The sequence below is a fragment of the Massilia sp. AB1 genome (assembly GCF_018119385.1).
Classification (GTDB): domain Bacteria; phylum Pseudomonadota; class Gammaproteobacteria; order Burkholderiales; family Burkholderiaceae_D; genus Telluria.
The window spans coordinates 44348-60884 of the sequence record NZ_JAGKSG010000031.1 but is presented as its reverse complement, the minus strand read 5'-3'; the positions used below and the strand labels follow the sequence as shown (position 1 = coordinate 60884).

The 16537-nt window shown below is 62.5% G+C and carries 17 protein-coding genes; 3 read left to right on the top strand and 14 right to left on the bottom strand.

Features of this window, described 5'->3' with window-relative positions:
• Window positions 1-203: 203 nt before the first annotated feature.
• From secF to queA, 5 genes are all read right to left on the bottom strand, one after another.
• Complete coding sequence (secF, locus tag J8847_RS17275; protein WP_211525946.1) at window positions 204-1226, bottom strand: protein translocase subunit SecF; 1023 nt, start codon at window positions 1224-1226, stop codon at window positions 204-206.
• 2 nt (window positions 1227-1228) lie between these two features.
• Entirely contained in the window at window positions 1229-3118 is a 1890-nt protein-coding gene (gene secD, locus J8847_RS17270; protein WP_211525945.1) for a protein translocase subunit SecD, read from the bottom strand.
• Window positions 3119-3169: 51 nt separating this feature from the next.
• Window positions 3170-3502 carry a preprotein translocase subunit YajC gene (yajC, locus tag J8847_RS17265; RefSeq protein ID WP_211525944.1) on the bottom strand — a complete coding sequence of 111 codons (333 nt, stop codon included), beginning with the start codon at window positions 3500-3502 and terminating at the stop codon, window positions 3170-3172.
• A gap of 363 nt (window positions 3503-3865) precedes the next feature.
• Window positions 3866-5005, bottom strand: coding sequence for a tRNA guanosine(34) transglycosylase Tgt (gene tgt / locus J8847_RS17260; RefSeq protein WP_211525943.1), 1140 nt, complete (start codon window positions 5003-5005; stop codon window positions 3866-3868).
• 8 nt (window positions 5006-5013) lie between these two features.
• The gene (gene queA, locus J8847_RS17255) at window positions 5014-6036 is read right to left on the bottom strand and encodes a tRNA preQ1(34) S-adenosylmethionine ribosyltransferase-isomerase QueA (RefSeq protein ID WP_211525942.1); all 1023 of its coding nucleotides are present in this window, start codon (window positions 6034-6036) and stop codon (window positions 5014-5016) included.
• 105 nt (window positions 6037-6141) lie between these two features.
• On the opposite strand from queA, the gene recG reads away from it, so the two are divergent.
• Window positions 6142-8202 (top strand): ATP-dependent DNA helicase RecG, encoded by a 2061-nt coding sequence (recG, locus tag J8847_RS17250; protein ID WP_211525941.1) that lies wholly within the window; start codon window positions 6142-6144, stop codon window positions 8200-8202.
• Between the two features lie 110 nt (window positions 8203-8312).
• Here recG and J8847_RS17245 read toward each other — a convergent pair whose 3' ends face one another.
• The 8 genes from J8847_RS17245 to pyrC form a co-directional block, all read right to left on the bottom strand.
• The gene (locus J8847_RS17245) at window positions 8313-8762 is read right to left on the bottom strand and encodes a protein-export chaperone SecB (protein WP_211525940.1); all 450 of its coding nucleotides are present in this window, start codon (window positions 8760-8762) and stop codon (window positions 8313-8315) included.
• 8 nt (window positions 8763-8770) lie between these two features.
• Window positions 8771-9019, bottom strand: coding sequence for a hypothetical protein (locus J8847_RS17240; protein WP_211525939.1), 249 nt, complete (start codon window positions 9017-9019; stop codon window positions 8771-8773).
• On the bottom strand, window positions 9016-9582 hold the full coding sequence (locus J8847_RS17235) for a hypothetical protein (RefSeq protein WP_211525938.1): 567 nt from the start codon (window positions 9580-9582) through the stop codon (window positions 9016-9018). Before J8847_RS17235 ends, J8847_RS17240 begins: the two co-directional genes overlap by 4 nt.
• Before the next feature lie 522 nt (window positions 9583-10104).
• Window positions 10105-10485, bottom strand: a complete 381-nt coding sequence (locus tag J8847_RS17230) for a glyoxalase superfamily protein (protein WP_211525937.1) — start codon at window positions 10483-10485, stop codon at window positions 10105-10107.
• Entirely contained in the window at window positions 10478-10813 is a 336-nt protein-coding gene (locus tag J8847_RS17225; protein WP_211525936.1) for a hypothetical protein, read from the bottom strand. The genes J8847_RS17230 and J8847_RS17225 overlap by 8 nt, the downstream gene beginning before the upstream one ends.
• Before the next feature lie 74 nt (window positions 10814-10887).
• Window positions 10888-11880 carry a Gfo/Idh/MocA family protein gene (locus J8847_RS17220; protein ID WP_211525935.1) on the bottom strand — a complete coding sequence of 331 codons (993 nt, stop codon included), beginning with the start codon at window positions 11878-11880 and terminating at the stop codon, window positions 10888-10890.
• Window positions 11873-12685 (bottom strand): DUF3025 domain-containing protein, encoded by an 813-nt coding sequence (locus J8847_RS17215; RefSeq protein ID WP_211525934.1) that lies wholly within the window; start codon window positions 12683-12685, stop codon window positions 11873-11875. The genes J8847_RS17220 and J8847_RS17215 overlap by 8 nt, the downstream gene beginning before the upstream one ends.
• 7 nt (window positions 12686-12692) lie before the next feature.
• Window positions 12693-13742, bottom strand: a complete 1050-nt coding sequence (gene pyrC, locus J8847_RS17210; protein ID WP_211525933.1) for a dihydroorotase — start codon at window positions 13740-13742, stop codon at window positions 12693-12695.
• A gap of 230 nt (window positions 13743-13972) precedes the next feature.
• Here pyrC and J8847_RS17205 point away from each other — a divergent pair, with 230 nt between their 5' ends.
• Together J8847_RS17205 and J8847_RS17200 are read left to right on the top strand one after the other, a co-directional pair.
• A complete protein-coding gene (locus J8847_RS17205) occupies window positions 13973-14254 on the top strand; it encodes a UxaA family hydrolase (protein ID WP_020653945.1) in 282 nt (93 codons plus the stop codon).
• A gap of 61 nt (window positions 14255-14315) precedes the next feature.
• A complete protein-coding gene (locus tag J8847_RS17200; protein WP_211525932.1) occupies window positions 14316-15485 on the top strand; it encodes a UxaA family hydrolase in 1170 nt (389 codons plus the stop codon).
• 94 nt (window positions 15486-15579) lie between these two features.
• Here the strand turns inward: J8847_RS17200 and J8847_RS17195 are convergent, their stop codons facing one another.
• Window positions 15580-16479, bottom strand: coding sequence for a LysR family transcriptional regulator (locus J8847_RS17195; RefSeq protein WP_211525931.1), 900 nt, complete (start codon window positions 16477-16479; stop codon window positions 15580-15582).
• Window positions 16480-16537 lie beyond the last annotated feature (58 nt).

The following is a 16537-nucleotide window of genomic DNA, read 5'->3' as shown; positions in this document are numbered from 1 at the left end:
AAAAAAATGCCCGCTCTTGCGGAGCGGGCAAAGTCCAAAACTAGGGATGTCCTGAAAGAGACGAGTCCACTATAAGTTTGGGCTAGCAAGGGATCTGTGCGCTGTCGCACACAAATCCCCAGGTTCTCATCCATACCAGGATGGATCAATAAAAATGCCGCCGCAGCGAAGCTGGGCGGCATTTTCTATAGGAAAGTTCGGAATCAGACCACGGCGCCGTCGGTCTCGTCCTTTTCCTTGACCGGCTTGATCAGGTCTTCGCGCTTCACGCCCAGCCACATGGCGATCGCCGCGGCCACGAACACCGACGAATAGATACCGAAGCAGATGCCGATGGTCAGCGCGATGGCGAAGTAGTGCAGCGCATGGCCGCCGAAGAACAGCATCGACAGCACCATCATCTGGGTCGAACCGTGGGTGATGATGGTACGCGAGATGGTGCTGGTGATCGCATGGTCGATCACCTGGGTCACCGTCATCTTGCGCTGCTTGCGGAACATCTCGCGGATACGGTCGAAGATCACGACCGATTCGTTGACCGAGTAGCCCAGCACCGCCAGGATCGCCGCCAGCACCGTGAGCGAGAACTCCCACTGGAAGAAGGCGAAGAAGCCCAGGATGATGACCACGTCGTGCAGGTTCGCGAGGATGGCCGCGACCGCGAACTTCCACTCGAAGCGGATCGCGAGGTAGGCGACCACGCCGAACACCACCATCAGCAGCGCGTTCAGGCCGTTCTGCGCCAGCTCGTCGCCGACCTGCGGACCGACGAATTCCACGCGCTGCAGGCTGACCAGTTCCTTGCCGGCCGCATCCACGCAGCTGGTGCGGCTGACCTGCTCGCCCTTGGCGCTGGTGGTCTGGAACTGCTTCGGCGTACCCTGCTCGGAGGCGCAGACCGCGTTGAACACCTTGGCCGAGGTGCCGGCCGCCGGCGCGCCCTGCACGATCGGCAGGCGCAGCATGATGTCCTGGGCGGTGCCGAAGCTCTGCACTTCAGGCGCTTCGTAGCCGATGCCGCGCAGCGTAGTGCGGATCTTCTCCTGGTCGGCCGCGTGCGGGTAACGCAGCTCCATCACGGTGCCGCCGGTGAACTCCACCGAGTAATGCAGCCCCTTGGTCGCCAGGAAGAACACCGCCGCCAGGAAGGTCAGCGCCGAGATCACGTTGAGGATCAGGGCGTGACGCATGAACGGGATGTCCCGTTTGATCTTGAAAAATTCCATCGTTAATCCTGAGTAGCTTGTTTCTTGTTAGGCGAGGCCAGGCCTTCCGCCCACACGGTGCCGATCGACATCTTGGTCAGCTTCTTCTTGCGGCCGTACCAGGCGTTGACGAAGCCGCGCGCCACGAACACCGCCGAGAACATCGAGGTCAGGATGCCCAGGCAGTGCACCACGGCGAAGCCGCGCACCGCGCCCGAACCGAACACCAGCAGCGCCAGGCCCACGATCAGGGTAGTGACGTTGGAGTCGAAGATCGTGTCCCAGGCGTGCTTGAAGCCGGCCGAGATCGCCGCCTGCGGCGGCTGGCCCGCGCGCAGCTCCTCGCGGATGCGCTCGTTGATCAGGACGTTCGCGTCGATCGCCATACCGAGCGCCAGCGCGATTGCGGCGATACCGGGCAGGGTCAGGGTGATCTGCATCATCGACAGGATCGCGAGCAGGAACAGCACGTTGGCCGCCAGCGCCAGCGCGCTGAAGAAGCCGACCAGGTGGTAGTAGAGGATCATGAAGATCGCGATCGCCACGAAGCCCCAGACGGTCGAGTGCAGGCCGCGCTCGATGTTCTCGGCGCCCAGCTGCGGGCCGATCACGCGTTCTTCGATGAATTCCATCGGCGCCGACAGGGCGCCCGAGCGCAGCAGCAGCGCCAGCTCGTTCGCGTCTTCCGAGGTGCCCATGTTGGTGATCTGGAAGGTCGAACCCAGTTCGCTCTGGATGGTCGGGGCCGACAGCACGCTGTACTTGCCCTTTTCCTTCAGCAGGATGGCCATGCGCTTGCCGACGTTGTCGCGGGTGGCCTGGCGGATGATGCGGCCGCCGTCGCCGTTCAGGTCGAGCGACACGGCCGGCTGCTGGTTCTGGTCGAAGCTGGCGACGGCGCTGGAGATGTAGTCGCCGGTCAGGATCACGTCCTTCGAGACGACGATCGGGGCGCCGCGGCCTTCGGTGAACAGTTCCGAGTTCAGCGGGATGGCGGCCGACAGTTCGGTGCCCGGGGTCACGCTGGAGTCGACCATGCGCAGCTCGAGGGTGGCGGTGCGGCCGATGATGTCCTTGGCGCGCGCCACGTCCTGCACGCCAGGCAGCTGGACCACGATGCGGTCGGCGCCCTGCTGCTGGATGATCGGTTCGGTGGTGCCCAGTTCGTTGATGCGCTTGGACAGGGTGACGATGTTCTGCTTCACGCCCTCTTCCACGGTGCGCTTGAGCGCTTCCGGCTTGAGCGTGACGACCAGCTTGAGGTCGGCGCCGTCGGCGGCGTCGGCCAGGGTCAGGTCGGTCTGCTTGGCCAGGACGTTGCGCGCGGCGGCGCGGGTTTCGGCGTCGCGGAAGCGCACTTCGATGTTGTTGCCGACGCGTTCGATGCCGGCGTGGCGCACGTTGTTGTCGCGCAGCTGGCTGCGCACGCTGGCCTGGATGCCCTTGACCTTGGTGTCGAGCACGGCGCGGGTATCGACCTGCAGCAGGAAGTGCACGCCGCCACGCAGGTCCAGGCCCAGGTTCATCGGCAGCGCGTTGATTTTCTGCATCCAGGCCGGGGTGTTCTTCACCAGGTTGACGGTGACGATGTAATCGGGGTTGGCCGGATCGCGGTTCAGGTCGCGTTCGAGCGCGAGCTTGGCGCGGAACTGCTCGTCGGTGCCGGCGAAGCGCGCGCGCACCGAGGTGCTGTGGCCGCTGCCTTCGAGGCTGGTGGCGGTGGTGGGAATGCCGGCGCGCTTGAGCGCATCCTCGACCAGGGTGGTGGTGGCGCTGGTGACGTTGATGGTGGACCGGCCCGACGTCACCTGCAACGCCGGCGATTCGCCGAAGTAGTTAGGCGCCGTGTACAGCGCGCCGAGCAGCAGCGCGATGGCGATCAGTAAGTATTTCCAGACGGGATAGCGGTTCATAGTGTTCCGGCATTCATGTTGAGCAGTGCGGCGCGGGGCCGCACGGCTGGCTTACAGGGCTTTCAGGGTGCCTTTCGGCAGCAGGGTGGTTACTGCGTTCTTCTGCACCATGATCTCGGTGCCGGCTGCCACTTCGATCGCCACGTAGGCGTCGGTGACCTTGTTGACGCGGCCCACGATGCCGCCAGCGGTCACGACTTCGTCGCCCTTGGTCAGCGCGTCCATCATCGCCTTGAGTTCGCGCTGGCGCTTCTGCTGAGGACGGATCATGAGGAAGTACATGACCACGAACATCAGGATCAGCGGCAGGAAGGTAGTCAGGCTGCCCATCAGGCCAGGGTCGGCTGCGGTGGCAGTTTGCGCGTACGCGTTGGAAATGAACACAAGAACTCCGATTGTGAAGTTAAAAAAATAAGCGGTGTATTCTAGCACCGGCTTACTGGCGCGGGCCAATCTGGAGGTATGTAGGACTTGCAAAAAAGAATTGCAAGTGTTGATGGAAAAATAATTTTCAGCGGTGGCGTAAACACGTTTGACGTCGCCGCCGCCCCTTTTCTCCTCCCCGAACGTAAAAAACCGTCATTCCCGCCACTGGCGGCAATGACTCCCCGCGCAGGCGGGGATCCAAGTCCTTCGCTCAGCCATCGGCATCAAACGCAGGCGGCCAGCGAGCAAACTTGGATCCCCGCCTTCGCGGGGACGACGGTCTTAAGGGTGCAGGGTGTAATAAGAGCGCGAGTCTGCGCCTTACACACCCCGCGCGCGGTCTGCCGCGAACTTCAGGCGGAACGCGTGGAACTGGTCCTGGTCGATCGCATCGCGCATCTCCTGCATCAGCTTCAGGTAGAAATGCAGGTTGTGGATGGTATTCAGCCGCGCACCGAGGATCTCGTTCGAGCGGTGCAGGTGGTGCAGGTAGGCGCGCGAGAAGTTCTTGCAGCAGTAGCAGTCGCAGCTCTCGTCCAGCGGTGCCTTATCGTCCTTGTAGCGCGCGTTCTTGATCTTGACGTCGCCGAAGCGGGTGAACAGCCAGCCGTTGCGCGCGTTCCGGGTCGGCATCACGCAGTCGAACATGTCGACGCCATTGGCCACCCCTTCCACCAGGTCTTCCGGCGTGCCCACGCCCATCAGGTAGTGCGGCTTGTTCTCCGGCAGGCGCGGGCCCACGTGGGCCAGGATGCGCTGCATGTCTTCCTTCGGCTCGCCCACCGACAGGCCGCCGATCGCCAGGCCCGGGAAGTCGATGTCTTCCAGCCCCGCCAGCGACTCGTCGCGCAGATGCTCGTACATGCCGCCCTGGACGATGCCGAACAGCGCGTTCGGGTTCTCGCCGCCCTTGAATTCGTTCATCGAGCGCTGGGCCCAGCGCAGCGACATGCGCATCGACTTGGCCGCCTCCTCGGCGGTGGCCGGACGGCCGTCGATCTCGTACGGGGTGCATTCGTCGAACTGCATCACGATGTCCGAGTTCAGCGCGCGCTGGATCTGCATCGAGATCTCCGGCGACAGGAACTGGCGCGAGCCGTCGATCGGCGAGGCGAACTTCACGCCCTCTTCCGTGATCTTGCGCATCGCGCCCAGCGAGAACACCTGGAAGCCGCCCGAGTCGGTCAGGATCGGCTTGTCCCAGCCCATGAACTGGTGCAGGCCGCCGAATTTGTTCATCACGTCCACGCCCGGGCGCAGCCACAGGTGGAAGGTATTACCGAGGATGATCTGCGAGCCCACTTCCTTCAGCTCGACCGGCGACATCGCCTTGACCGAGCCGTAGGTCCCGACCGGCATGAAGATCGGGGTTTCGATGGTGCCGTGGTTGAGCTTCAAGCGGCCGCGGCGCGCGTGCGACAGGCCGCTGGTGTCTTTCTTCAGGAGGGTAAATTCGAGCATCGGTATTCTTAACGGGAGTGAGTCGTCAGCAGCATGGCGTCGCCATAGCTGAAGAAACGGTATTCGTTGGCGATCGCGTGGGCATAGGCCTTGCGGATCTCGTGGTAGCCGGCGAAGGCCGACACCAGCATCATCAGGGTCGACTTGGGCAGGTGGAAGTTGGTGATCAGGCGCGTCACGGTCTTGAACACATAGCCGGGGGTGATGAACAGCGCCGTGTCGCCGCTGCCCGCAGCCAGTTGGCCGGACTGCGAGGCCGATTCCAGCGCGCGCAGCGAGGTCGTGCCCACCGCCACCACGTCGCGGCCCGCCGCCTTGGCGGCGCGCACCGCGTCCACGGTCTCTTGCGGGATCGTGTACCACTCGGTGTGCATCTTGTGCTCTTGCAGGTTCTCCACGCGCACCGGCTGGAAGGTGCCCGCGCCCACGTGCAGGGTGACATAGGCCAGCTTGATGCCCTTGGCGGCCAGGCGGTCCAGCAGCGGCTGGTCGAAGTGCAGGCCGGCGGTCGGCGCGGCGACGGCGCCCGGCTCCTTCGAATACACGGTCTGGTAGCGCTGCTCGTCGAATTCGTCGGCGGTGTGCTCGATGTAGGGCGGCAGCGGCAGGCGGCCATGGGCCTCGATCAGGTCGAACACGTCGCCTTCGAAGTGCAGGGTGAAGAATTCGCCCGCGCGCTCGCCGGTGGTGACGTCGAAAGCGTCGGCCAGGCGGATGCGGTTGCCCGGCTTGGGCGACTTGGAGGCGCGCACCTGGGCCAGCACGGTGCGGTTGTCGAGCACGCGCTCGACCAGCACCTCGACCTGGCCGCCGGTTTCCTTGACGCCGAAGAAGCGCGCCTTCAGCACGCGCGTATTGTTCATCACCAGCAGGTCGCCCGGCTGGAGCTGGTCGACGATGTCGGCGAAATGGCGGTCGGTGATCTGGTCGCCATCGAGCTGCAGGAGGCGCGACGCGCTGCGGTCCGGCAGCGGCAGCTGGGCGATGCGCTCGGGCGGCAGGTCGAAGTCGAAATCGGAAAGCGAGTACATTGTTCTCAATTCTGGGAAAATGGACGCTGCCAGCCTTACAATATAGGCTACAGCGCGTGCGGCGAACCCTCTATTTTACGCCAGCGAACGCCAATTTGCCGCAATATGCCCGCTTCCAAGACCCCTTCCGCCCCGAAAACGACAGAAAGCAAGCTAGCCCGGCTGGGGCTGCGCACCGATATGGACCTGGTGCTGCACCTGCCGATGCGCTACGAGGACGAGACGAAGATCGTCACGATCCGCGAAGCCTGCATGCGCGGCCTGCAAACCTGGCAGGTCGAAGGGATTGTGATCAAAAATGAAATTACCTACAAGCCGCGCCGCCAGCTGCTGGTGACGATCCAGGACGACTCGGGCGACCTGATGCTGCGCTTCATGAATTTCTACGGCAGCCAGGTCAAGCAATTGTCCGAAGGCGTGAGGGTGCGGGCGCGTGGCGAACTCAAGCACGGTTTCTTCGGCGCCGAAATGGTGCACCCGACGTACAAGGTCGTCAACGAAGGCGCGCCCCTGCCGACTTCCCTCACCCCGGTCTATCCCTCGGGCGAGGGCCTGTCGCAGACCATCCTGCGGCGCGCCATCGCCGACGCCATGCGCCGCATCGACTGGACCGACACCGTTCCGGAAGCGATCCGCGCGCGCATGCGCCTGATGGACTTCGCGCCGGCGGTCAAGCTGCTGCACTACCCGCCCAAGGACGTCGACGAACACGCCCTGATCGAACGCTCGCACCCGGCCTGGGAGCGCATGAAGTTCGACGAGCTGCTGGCCCAGCAGCTGTCCCTGAAGCGTGCGCAGCAGGCGCGGCGCGAGAAAGGCGCGCCCCACCTGCGCGCGGTGGGCGCCCTGTCGGAAGCCTTTTTGCAGGCCCTGCCCTTCAAGCTGACCAACGCCCAGCAGCGCGTGGTCAAGGAAATCCGCGCCGACCTGCGCGAAGGCTATCCTATGCAGCGCCTGCTGCAGGGCGATGTCGGGAGCGGCAAGACCGTGGTGTCGGCGCTGGCGGCGGCACAGGCCATCGACAGCGGCTACCAGGCGGCGCTGATGGCGCCGACCGAGATCCTGGCCGAACAGCACTTCCGCAAGATCGCCTCGTGGATGGAGCCGCTGGGGGTGAAGGTCGCGTGGCTGACCGGCAGCCTGAAGAAAAAGGAAAAGACGGCCGCCAACGAGCTGATCGAATCGGGCGAGGCGCAGCTGGTCATCGGCACCCACGCGCTGATCCAGGACACGGTGCAGTTCGCGAAACTGGGCCTGGTGATCGTCGACGAGCAGCACCGCTTCGGCGTCGGCCAGCGCCTCACCCTGCGCAACAAGGGCAGCGACGGCCTGGTGCCGCACCAGCTCATGATGTCGGCCACGCCGATCCCGCGCACCCTGGCGATGACGTATTACGCCGACCTGGAAGTGTCGGTGATCGACGAGCTGCCTCCCGGCCGCAGCCCCATCGTCACGCGCGCCATCGACCAGAACCGGCGCGACGAAGTGATCGAGCGCGTGCACGCGGCGGCGCTGGAAGGACGGCAGGTCTACTGGGTCTGCCCGCTGATCGAGGAATCCGAAGCCTTGCAGCTGCAGACCGCGACCGAGACCTACGAGACACTGGCCGAGGCCCTGCCGGATTTGCAGGTGGGCCTGGTGCATGGGCGCATGAAGCCGGCGGACAAGCAGGTGGTGATGGATGCCTTCTCGGCCGGCGAAGTGCACGTGCTGGTGGCGACCACCGTGATCGAGGTGGGCGTGGACGTGCCGAATGCGTCACTGATGGTGATCGAGCATGCGGAGCGCTTCGGCTTGTCGCAGCTGCACCAGCTGCGCGGGCGCGTCGGCCGGGGATCGGCGGCATCGGTGTGCCTGCTGCTGTATCAGAGCCCGCTGGGCCAGGTGGCCAAGCAGCGCCTGATGACGATGCGCGAGACCACCGACGGCTTCGAGATCGCGCGGCGCGACCTGGAGATCCGCGGACCGGGCGAATTTTTAGGCGCGCGCCAGTCGGGGCAGGCGATGCTGCGCTTCGCGGACCTGGAGACCGACCAGTGGCTGGTGGAGCGGGCACGGGACCTGGCCCATCACTTGCTGCAGCACGAGACGCCGGAGAATATGGCTGTGGTCGATGCCCACCTGTCGCGCTGGCTGGGCGGAAGAGAGGAATTTTTAAAGGTGTAGGACCAAAAAGAAAGAACAGTTATTTGAATTTCTCGACTAGGCAAAAGTCAAGCATTCAATCTCAACTAAATCTTGTTTCCTTTTGCCATTAGCACACCCCAAAAAAATCACTACTGAGCAATTCTTATTGGCTCATCAATTTTTTTGTCGCTTTTTCGCTTGTTGAATAAAGCTTGAAAATTTACAGGCGGAAGAATTGTCGGATCTTGACCCGCATTCACACAAATAATCGAGACAAAGCTGCGCAAATACGGGTAAGCGATAGCTGGCGCATTGACCTGCATAAAAGTATCGCGAAGCGTATCATCTGTCACTTTATATTCAGAATTCTCGCTATCAGCAACCTCAAACTCTGCACAATAGTGAACACGGATACCCATCCCGTCATTAACTATAGTACGAAGTTGAAGATGAATTATTACCGAGCTCTCCGACTCTTTCGACTTGACAGCCTCTACCGATAAAGCAAGATCAGTTCCGTCGAGACCAAGCTCCAACTCTTCCAGCACACCAAATTCGACATGCTTTGCAAAAAACCGTTGAGGTCTGATTTGTAACATTATCAACCTTATGCTGCAAGCGCGTAACTATTATCGTTTGCCGCAAGGAAATCTGCGCCTTGCTCAATGGGAAGACTTAGGGTAGCCAAAGTCTTTTTGTTCTCAAACGCACCATATAATTCTGTAGAACAATCAGTATTTAATAGCTCGACCTTCCTTTCGCACTCGATCCCGAAAGCATGAAGTTCTTTTTCCAAGTCATCCAATGACATTTCGTTAATCTTGCGTGTCAAAAAATCGAAAAAGTTCTTATTCATTTTATTTCACCTTTGCCCACGACAATTGTATTTGAACAGTAATCCTTGCTTCTAACGCAGAGCACTGTAGTATTTGGGACGTTCAATCTAAGGGACAACTTACGCTCCCTTATAGATTTAATATATAAATGATGTTTAACGGCCTGCGCCTCAAAATAGTTCACCATAAAATTGAATAAAATGCAGTTGTGCTGATCTTGCTTTACAAATCTACCGCGGAAATTTTTTTCAATTTTATTAAAAAGAAGCTCTTTTGCATCATTAAAAATTTTTAAGCCATCCGTCGTAGTGATATCAATGAATCGGTCTTCATCGATCGTCACTGTTGACTTCAGCACTGCGAATTCGTGATATTTATTTTTCCCATTTTCGGCGTCCCAAGCCTGTGCTCGCGCCCATTCATGCGCATTCTCAATGGGATCTGAAATACCATCAACAAAGAAGTAGACACCGTGTCCAAGCCACTCGTGCGGCTTCTGGCTATTGTTATAACCTGCCTGGAGAATTCCTTTCGCGCCTGTATCGGAAGTTCCATGATAGGCCTCAAATGCGATTGCAGGCATCTAATAGGTCAAGAAATACATTAGAAATTGCTAGAAAACGCTGCATTGTGAGGAGCGCCCCTAGTACTAGACGATGGCCACCGCCTAGCGTCCGCAGCCTCCACGGCTGCGGACGCTAGGCTTGAGGGTATCACGGTACGAAAATCTGCACAATAACTTTCTTCTTTGAAACGTTACGTGGTCCAGTGGACCGAACTATGCAGCGTGGGCAACAGGGCTGACGGCCAGATGACAAATTACCAACGCTTACTTCGCCAAAGAAGCATGAGCAAATCCCACATCTTTATACGAAAATCATAACTTTATGGTACGCGTCCTATGGAAGATAGTGTCTGGTTGGTGCAATAAGCACGCTCGCGCAGGTCGTGAAAGCAAGGAGTATCGAAGGGCCATGTACCCTTCTCGTACTGAGTAAGCAATCTATACCGTTAGAGAAGACCGGAAGAAACAAGTGCATAGCTCAATGTTCTCGTCTTGCGAAAGCAGTTATCGATACGGATAACGTCCTAGATTCTTAGGTGTCTAATTGGTAATGGCGCTGGTGAAGGTCAGCCGGTTCCCGAACGGATCCTTGACCGCCATGTCGCGCGAGCCCCAGGGCGTCTCGTCGATCTGCGGCCGCGCATAGCCATAGCGCTTGCCGGCCAGCTCGGCGTGCAGCGCGTCGATGTCGCTGGTCTCGATGCGCATCGCCGCTCCCGGGCAGCAGTCGCCATGATGCTCGCTCAGGTGCAGCACAAGGCCGCCGCGCGACACCTGCAGGTAGAGCGGCAGGTCGGGTTCGAAGCGATGCTCCCAATCGACCGTGAAGCCGAGAAAGTCCACATAGAACTCCCTGGCCTTGGCTTCGTCGAAGATGCGCAGGATCGGCGCGACAGGTCCCATCCTCACCGGCTTATTCATCCTTGGTCAGCTCCACGCCGTCGACGGTCATCTTCCATTGCTTGCCCACGCGGTGCGGCGGCTGGCTGACCACGAAGGTGGAGCGCACGATGCCCCAGCCGACGTCGAAGTTGTTGCCGTTGAATTCCAGCAGGTCGACTTCGATATCGACCCGCTTGCCCGGCTGGTCGCGCTTGTACCTGACCTTCCCGTCCTTGGACAAGTTCAGCTCCATGGCCTTGCCTTGCCAGTGGCCGAGATAAGCGGTCTTCGATTCGGGGACGGGAGCGGCGTGGGCGCTGCCGGCCAACAGGCAGGCTGCGAGCAGGCAGCGGCGAAAGATATGCATAGGGGCTCCGGACGAGGAATGGATCGGAACGGCGAACAAGTATTCTCCCGTTCCGCCTCGACTGTCAACTCATCCTAGCGGGCGCGGTCGCTGGTGTAGGTCAGCCCGATCTGGCGCCGGATCTCGTCCATCACGCCCATCAGCGCCAGGGTCTCTTCCATCTTCATCGACGGGCTTTCGATCAGCCCTTCGCGCCAGCAGCGCTGCGCCTCGATCACTTCATGCACGTAGCCGTTGCCGAGGTAAGGCGTGTCGATGGTGCGCGACGTGCCGTCTTCCAGGGTAACGGTCACCGTCTTCGCGCGGTGGAACATGGTGTTCATGCGCACGCTGCCCTTCTCGCCCGATACGGTCAGCTCGCAAGGCGTGCGCGCCAGGAAGGAGCAGCTGCACACCGACATGCCGCCGCCCGCATGCTTGAGCGTGAAGCCGGTCTGCACGTCCACGCCGGTCGGTCCCATCACGGCCTGGGCCTTGATCTCTTCCACTGGACCGAGCAGCGCCGCCGCGATCGACAGCGGGTAGATACCCAGGTCGAGCAGCGCGCCGCCGCCCAGCTCGGGGTTGAACACGCGGTGCTCCGGCCCAAAGCTGGCAGTGAAGCCGAAGTCGGCCACCACCTGGCTCACCTTGCCGATCTCGCCCGATTCGACGATGCGTTTGGTCTCCAGGAAGGCCGGCAGGTAGCGCGTCCACATCGCTTCCATCATGAACAGGCGCTTCGAGCGCGCCAGGGTGACCATCTGCTCGGCTTCGCGCAGGTTCATGGCGAACGGCTTTTCGCACAGCACGCCCTTGCCGGCGCGCAGGGCCATCAGGGCGTTGTCCGCGTGCTGCGGGTGCGGGGTGCCGATATACACCAGGTCGATGCCGTCCGCCGCCGCCAGTTCCTCGTAGGAGCCGAAGGCGGCAGCGGCGCCGAACTCCCCGGCGAAGGCCTGGGCCTTGTCCAGGCTGCGCGACGCGACGGCGGCCAGCACGGCGTCCGGCACGTCCTTCAATGCGTTGGCGAAGGCCTTGGCGATCTTTCCGGTGCCGAGTATGCCCCAGCGTACTGCGTCAGCCATTGTGTGCTCCTTGTCGATCCGCCCGCTTGGGACGGAATACGGTCGTATCCAGATAAAATTCGGCGTCCTGGCCCGGCCACCAGCCCGGCACGCCCAGCGCCTGCAGCGGCGTGAAGGCGGCGGTGCTCAAACCTTCGCGGACCAGTTGATCAGCCACATGTTCGTCCAGCCAGGCGCGCCGCGCCTCATGGCCGAGTGCGAAGAAGGCATCATCGGCGAACACCACGCGCACATGCGCCGTGATCGCCTTGCGCGGTGCGACCAGCTTTTCCATCAGCGCGTGGCCGAACAGCCAGACCTCGGCGTCGCGACCGAACATCGCGCGCTTGTGAAACAGGGCGTCCAGCCAGCGGTGGCCGCGCAGATCGTCGACCAGCGCGCGTCCGGTTTCGTCCTCGCGCACCACCAGCAGGGCGGCGTTCTCGTCGAAGATGGTGGCCGCGTCGCGCGCGGGACCGCGCGACTTGCCGACGCCGTCCTGCGCGATCTGGGCCGCCTGAAGGGCGTTCAGTTCGCGTTTGATGAGCGGGAAGGTCTGCCACACCAGCCCGTTGAAGAAATCGTGCAGGTTGTCGCGCGAGGGCACCTGCCCGGTGGCGCCGATGAATTCCTCATAGGCGCTGCCTTCGGGGAGCGCGGCCTGGGGTACGAAGCGCAGCGGCAGGCCGGCGTGGTTGCGCAGGCCGAGCGCCTGCGCATTGCGGTTGAAGGCGTCCAAAAAGTCCTCGCCTTCGAGCGCCAGCCGTTCGAAGGCCGGGCGCACCGCGTCGTACCACGGACGCGCCCAGTCGATCTGCGCCAGCATGAAGGATTTACACCATCTTCCAGTTGATGGTTTCGCCGGCGTTCAGCGGCACCAGCTGGTGTTCGCCCATCGCCACGCTTTCCGGCAGGGTCCAGGCTTCGCGCTTGAGCGTGATGGTGCCTTCGTTGCGCGGCAGGCCGTAGAAGGCCGGGCCGTTCAGGCTGGCGAAGGCTTCGAGCTTGTCGAGCGCGCCGGCCTGGGCGAAGGCTTCGGTGTACATCTCCATCGCGTGCAGCGCGGTGTAGCAGCCGGCGCAGCCGCAGGCGGCGTACTTGGTGTGCACGGCGTGCGGCGCCGAGTCGGTGCCGAGGAAGAAGCGCTCGTCGCCGCTGGTGGCGGCGGTCACCAGCGCCAGGCGGTGTTCCTCGCGCTTGAGCACCGGCAGGCAGTAATAGTGCGGACGGATGCCGCCGCGGAAGATCTCGTTGCGATTGTAGAGCAGGTGATGGGCGGTGATGGTCGCCGCGATCGGGCCTTCGGCCTCGGCCACGTACTGGGCCGCGTCCTTGGTGGTGATGTGCTCGAACACGACGCTCAAGGTCGGCATGTCACGGCGCAGCGGGCGCATCACGCGCTCGATGAACACGGCTTCGCGGTCGAAGATGTCGATCTCGGGATCGGTGACTTCGCCATGCACCAGCAGCGGCATGCCCACTTCCTGCATCATTTCCAGGGTCTTGTAGCACTTCTTCAGGTCGGTCACGCCCGCCGCCGAGTTGGTGGTGGCGCCGGCCGGGTAGAGCTTGACCGCGTGGATGAAGCCGGTGTCCTGGGCGCGGCGGATCTCGTCCGGGTCCGTATTGTCGGTCAGGTACAGGGTCATCAGCGGCTCGAACTGGACGCCCTCGGGAATCGCGGCCAGGATGCGCTCGCGGTAGGCCAGCGCCTCGGCGGTCGTGGTGACCGGCGGCTTCAGGTTCGGCATGATGATCGCGCGGCCGAACTGGCGCGCGCTGTGCGGCAGCACGCTGGCCATGGCGGCGCCGTCGCGCACGTGCAGGTGCCAGTCGTCGGGACGGACGATGGTGATGGAATCTGGGGTATCGATGGTGGACATGGCGGTTCTCGGATTGCGGATGCCGACATTTTACCCGCAGCGGCCATCCGGGTTACGCGCTTGCGCGGCGCCATGCCGTGAATTGCATTAATGACACCCCTATTTCTTGCCGGGAAAGCCAAAAACTTTTTTCTCGATTCATATAGATGATGTGGTTGACACGTATGAATTCGTGGATTAGCATGGATTCACGTTCCAACAAACCTGGATGGACGAACAAGGAGACAGACATGATTCATTTTGTGGTGCACGAAGATGGTGACTCGGTCGGTACGGTCGTGGTCGAGGGTGTGAAGTCCGGCGCAACGCTCAACGGCTGGGTGATGGAGCAGGACCGCGTGGTCGAGGTGCGCACCGTCAGCGATATCCCGATCGGCCACAAGATCGCGCTGAACGCGCTGCAGCCGGGCGACACGGTGATGAAGTACGGCGTCGACATCGGCAAGGTGGTGGCCCCGATCGCGGCCGGCGAACACCTGCATGTCCATAACGTCAAGACCAAGCGCTGGTAAGCCGCATCGCCCTACCCGGCCATCATCGAATACCGAACTGCGAATTGAACGGAGACACCCCATGATCAACCAGGACACCACCTTCCTCGGCTACCGCCGCGAAAACGGCCGCGTCGGCGTGCGCAACCACGTCATCGTGCTGCCGGTCGACGATATTTCCAACGCCGCCGCCGAGGCCGTGGCGAACAACATCAAGGGCACCATGGCCCTGCCCCACCCCTACGGCCGCCTGCAGTTCGGCGCCGACCTCGAGCTGCACTTCCGCACCATGATCGGTACCGGCGCCAATCCGAACGTGGCGGCCGTGATCGTGATCGGCATCGAGCCGCAGTGGACCCAGCTCATCGTCGACGGCATCGCCAAGACCGGCAAGCCGGTACAGGGATTCGCGATCGAGGGTCACGGCGACCACGACACGATCTACCGCGCGTCGAAGGCGGCGCGCCAGATGGTGCAGTGGGCGTCCGAAAAACAGCGCGAGGAATGCCCGATCAGCGAACTGTGGGTGTCGACCAAGTGCGGCGAGTCCGACACCACCTCCGGCTGCGGCGCCAACCCGACGGTGGGCAATGCCTTCGACAAGCTGTACGGCCTGGGCGCGACCCTGGTGTTCGGCGAAACCTCGGAACTGACGGGCGGCGAGCACCTGGTGGCGGCGCGCTGCGCCACCCCGGACGTCAAGGAAAAGTTCATGACCATGTTCAACCGCTACCAGGACATGATCAACCGCTACAAGACCTCGGACCTGTCCGATTCGCAGCCGACCAAGGGCAATATCGCGGGCGGCCTGACCACGATCGAGGAAAAGGCGCTGGGTAATATCCAGAAGATCGGCAAGAAATGCCGCGTCGACGGGGTGCTGGACAAGGCCGAGACCCCGACCGGTCCGGGACTGTGGTTCATGGACTCGTCCTCGGCCGCCGCCGAGATGGTGACCCTGTGCGCAGCCTCGGGCTATGCGGTGCACTTCTTCCCGACCGGCCAGGGCAATGTGATCGGCAACCCGATCGTCCCCGTCATCAAGATCTGCGCCAACCCGAAAACGGTGCGCGTGATGGAAGAGCACATCGACGTCGACACCTCGGGCCTGCTGCAGCGCGAGATCAACATGGACGGCGCGGGCGACAAGCTGCTCGAGTGCATGCTGCGCACCGCCAACGGCCGCCTGACGGCAGCCGAAGCGCTGGGCCACCGCGAGTTCGTGCTGACCCGCCTGTACGAAAGCGCATAAGGTCCGCCCGGTCCCGCGGGCGACCGGACACCGTTCTTGCCGCGATGCGCGGCGAGGACGGTGTTTCAGTTTCGACGGCGCGCGCCTATGCCGCCTAGGGCTGCCGGTCCCGGACCGGCCTGTCCGCGAAGTATTCCTTGATGGCCGCCGTGAACGCCATGCGGCTATGGCGCGTCCTCTCCACCATCCCCACGCAGCGCTCGACAGTCACGCCGCGCAGCCGGACCACCCTGAGCCCCTCGTCCTGTTCCCAGCGCACATTGGCCAGCTGGGGCACGATCGACACGCCGAAGCCCTGGCGGACGATCTCGATGATCGCCTCCACCGAGTTCAGCTCGAGTTCCTCGCGCGCACCCACGCCGCATTCGTCCAGCACGTCCTTCACCAGGCTCCCGGTCCAGGTATGGCGGTCGAAGCGGATGAAGGGCGCTTCGCGCAGCACGTCGAGCGGCTTGTCGGGCAGGTCGAAGTGCGGCCGGCGCGGGACGATCAGCACCATCGGTTCGTGATACAGCGGGGTCCACACCAGGCTCGACGCCAGCGCGCGCGGCGGCTGGGTGACGATCGCGGCGTCGAGTTCGCCGCGCTCCACCTGCACGACGAAGTCAGCCGACAGGCCGCCGAACAGCTGAACCTTCAGCGCCGGATGCTGCCGCTTGATGGTCCACAGTGCGTCGGCGAAGGCGCCCATCAGCGCCGACACCAGGGCGCCCATCACGACCCTGCCGGACAACTCGTCATGGCTGTCGGAGCCGGCCAGGGCCTCGAAACGCGCCAGCAGGTCTTCGATCTGCGGCACCGCCTTGCGTCCCGCCGTGTTCAGCACCACCGAGCGCGGGCCGCGGTCGAACAGCACCTGGTCCAGCTCCTCCTCCAGCGCCCGCACCTGCAGGCCGACCGCCGCCGCGGTCAAGCCGATCTCCTTGCCGGCGGCCGCGAAGCTGCCGTGCCTGGCGACGGCGAGGAAAGTCTTGAAATTGCGGATCGAGGCCATGGGGTCCCAGCGGGATGATCGATAGAGGAATAGTAAAGAATTACTGTATCTCGTACAA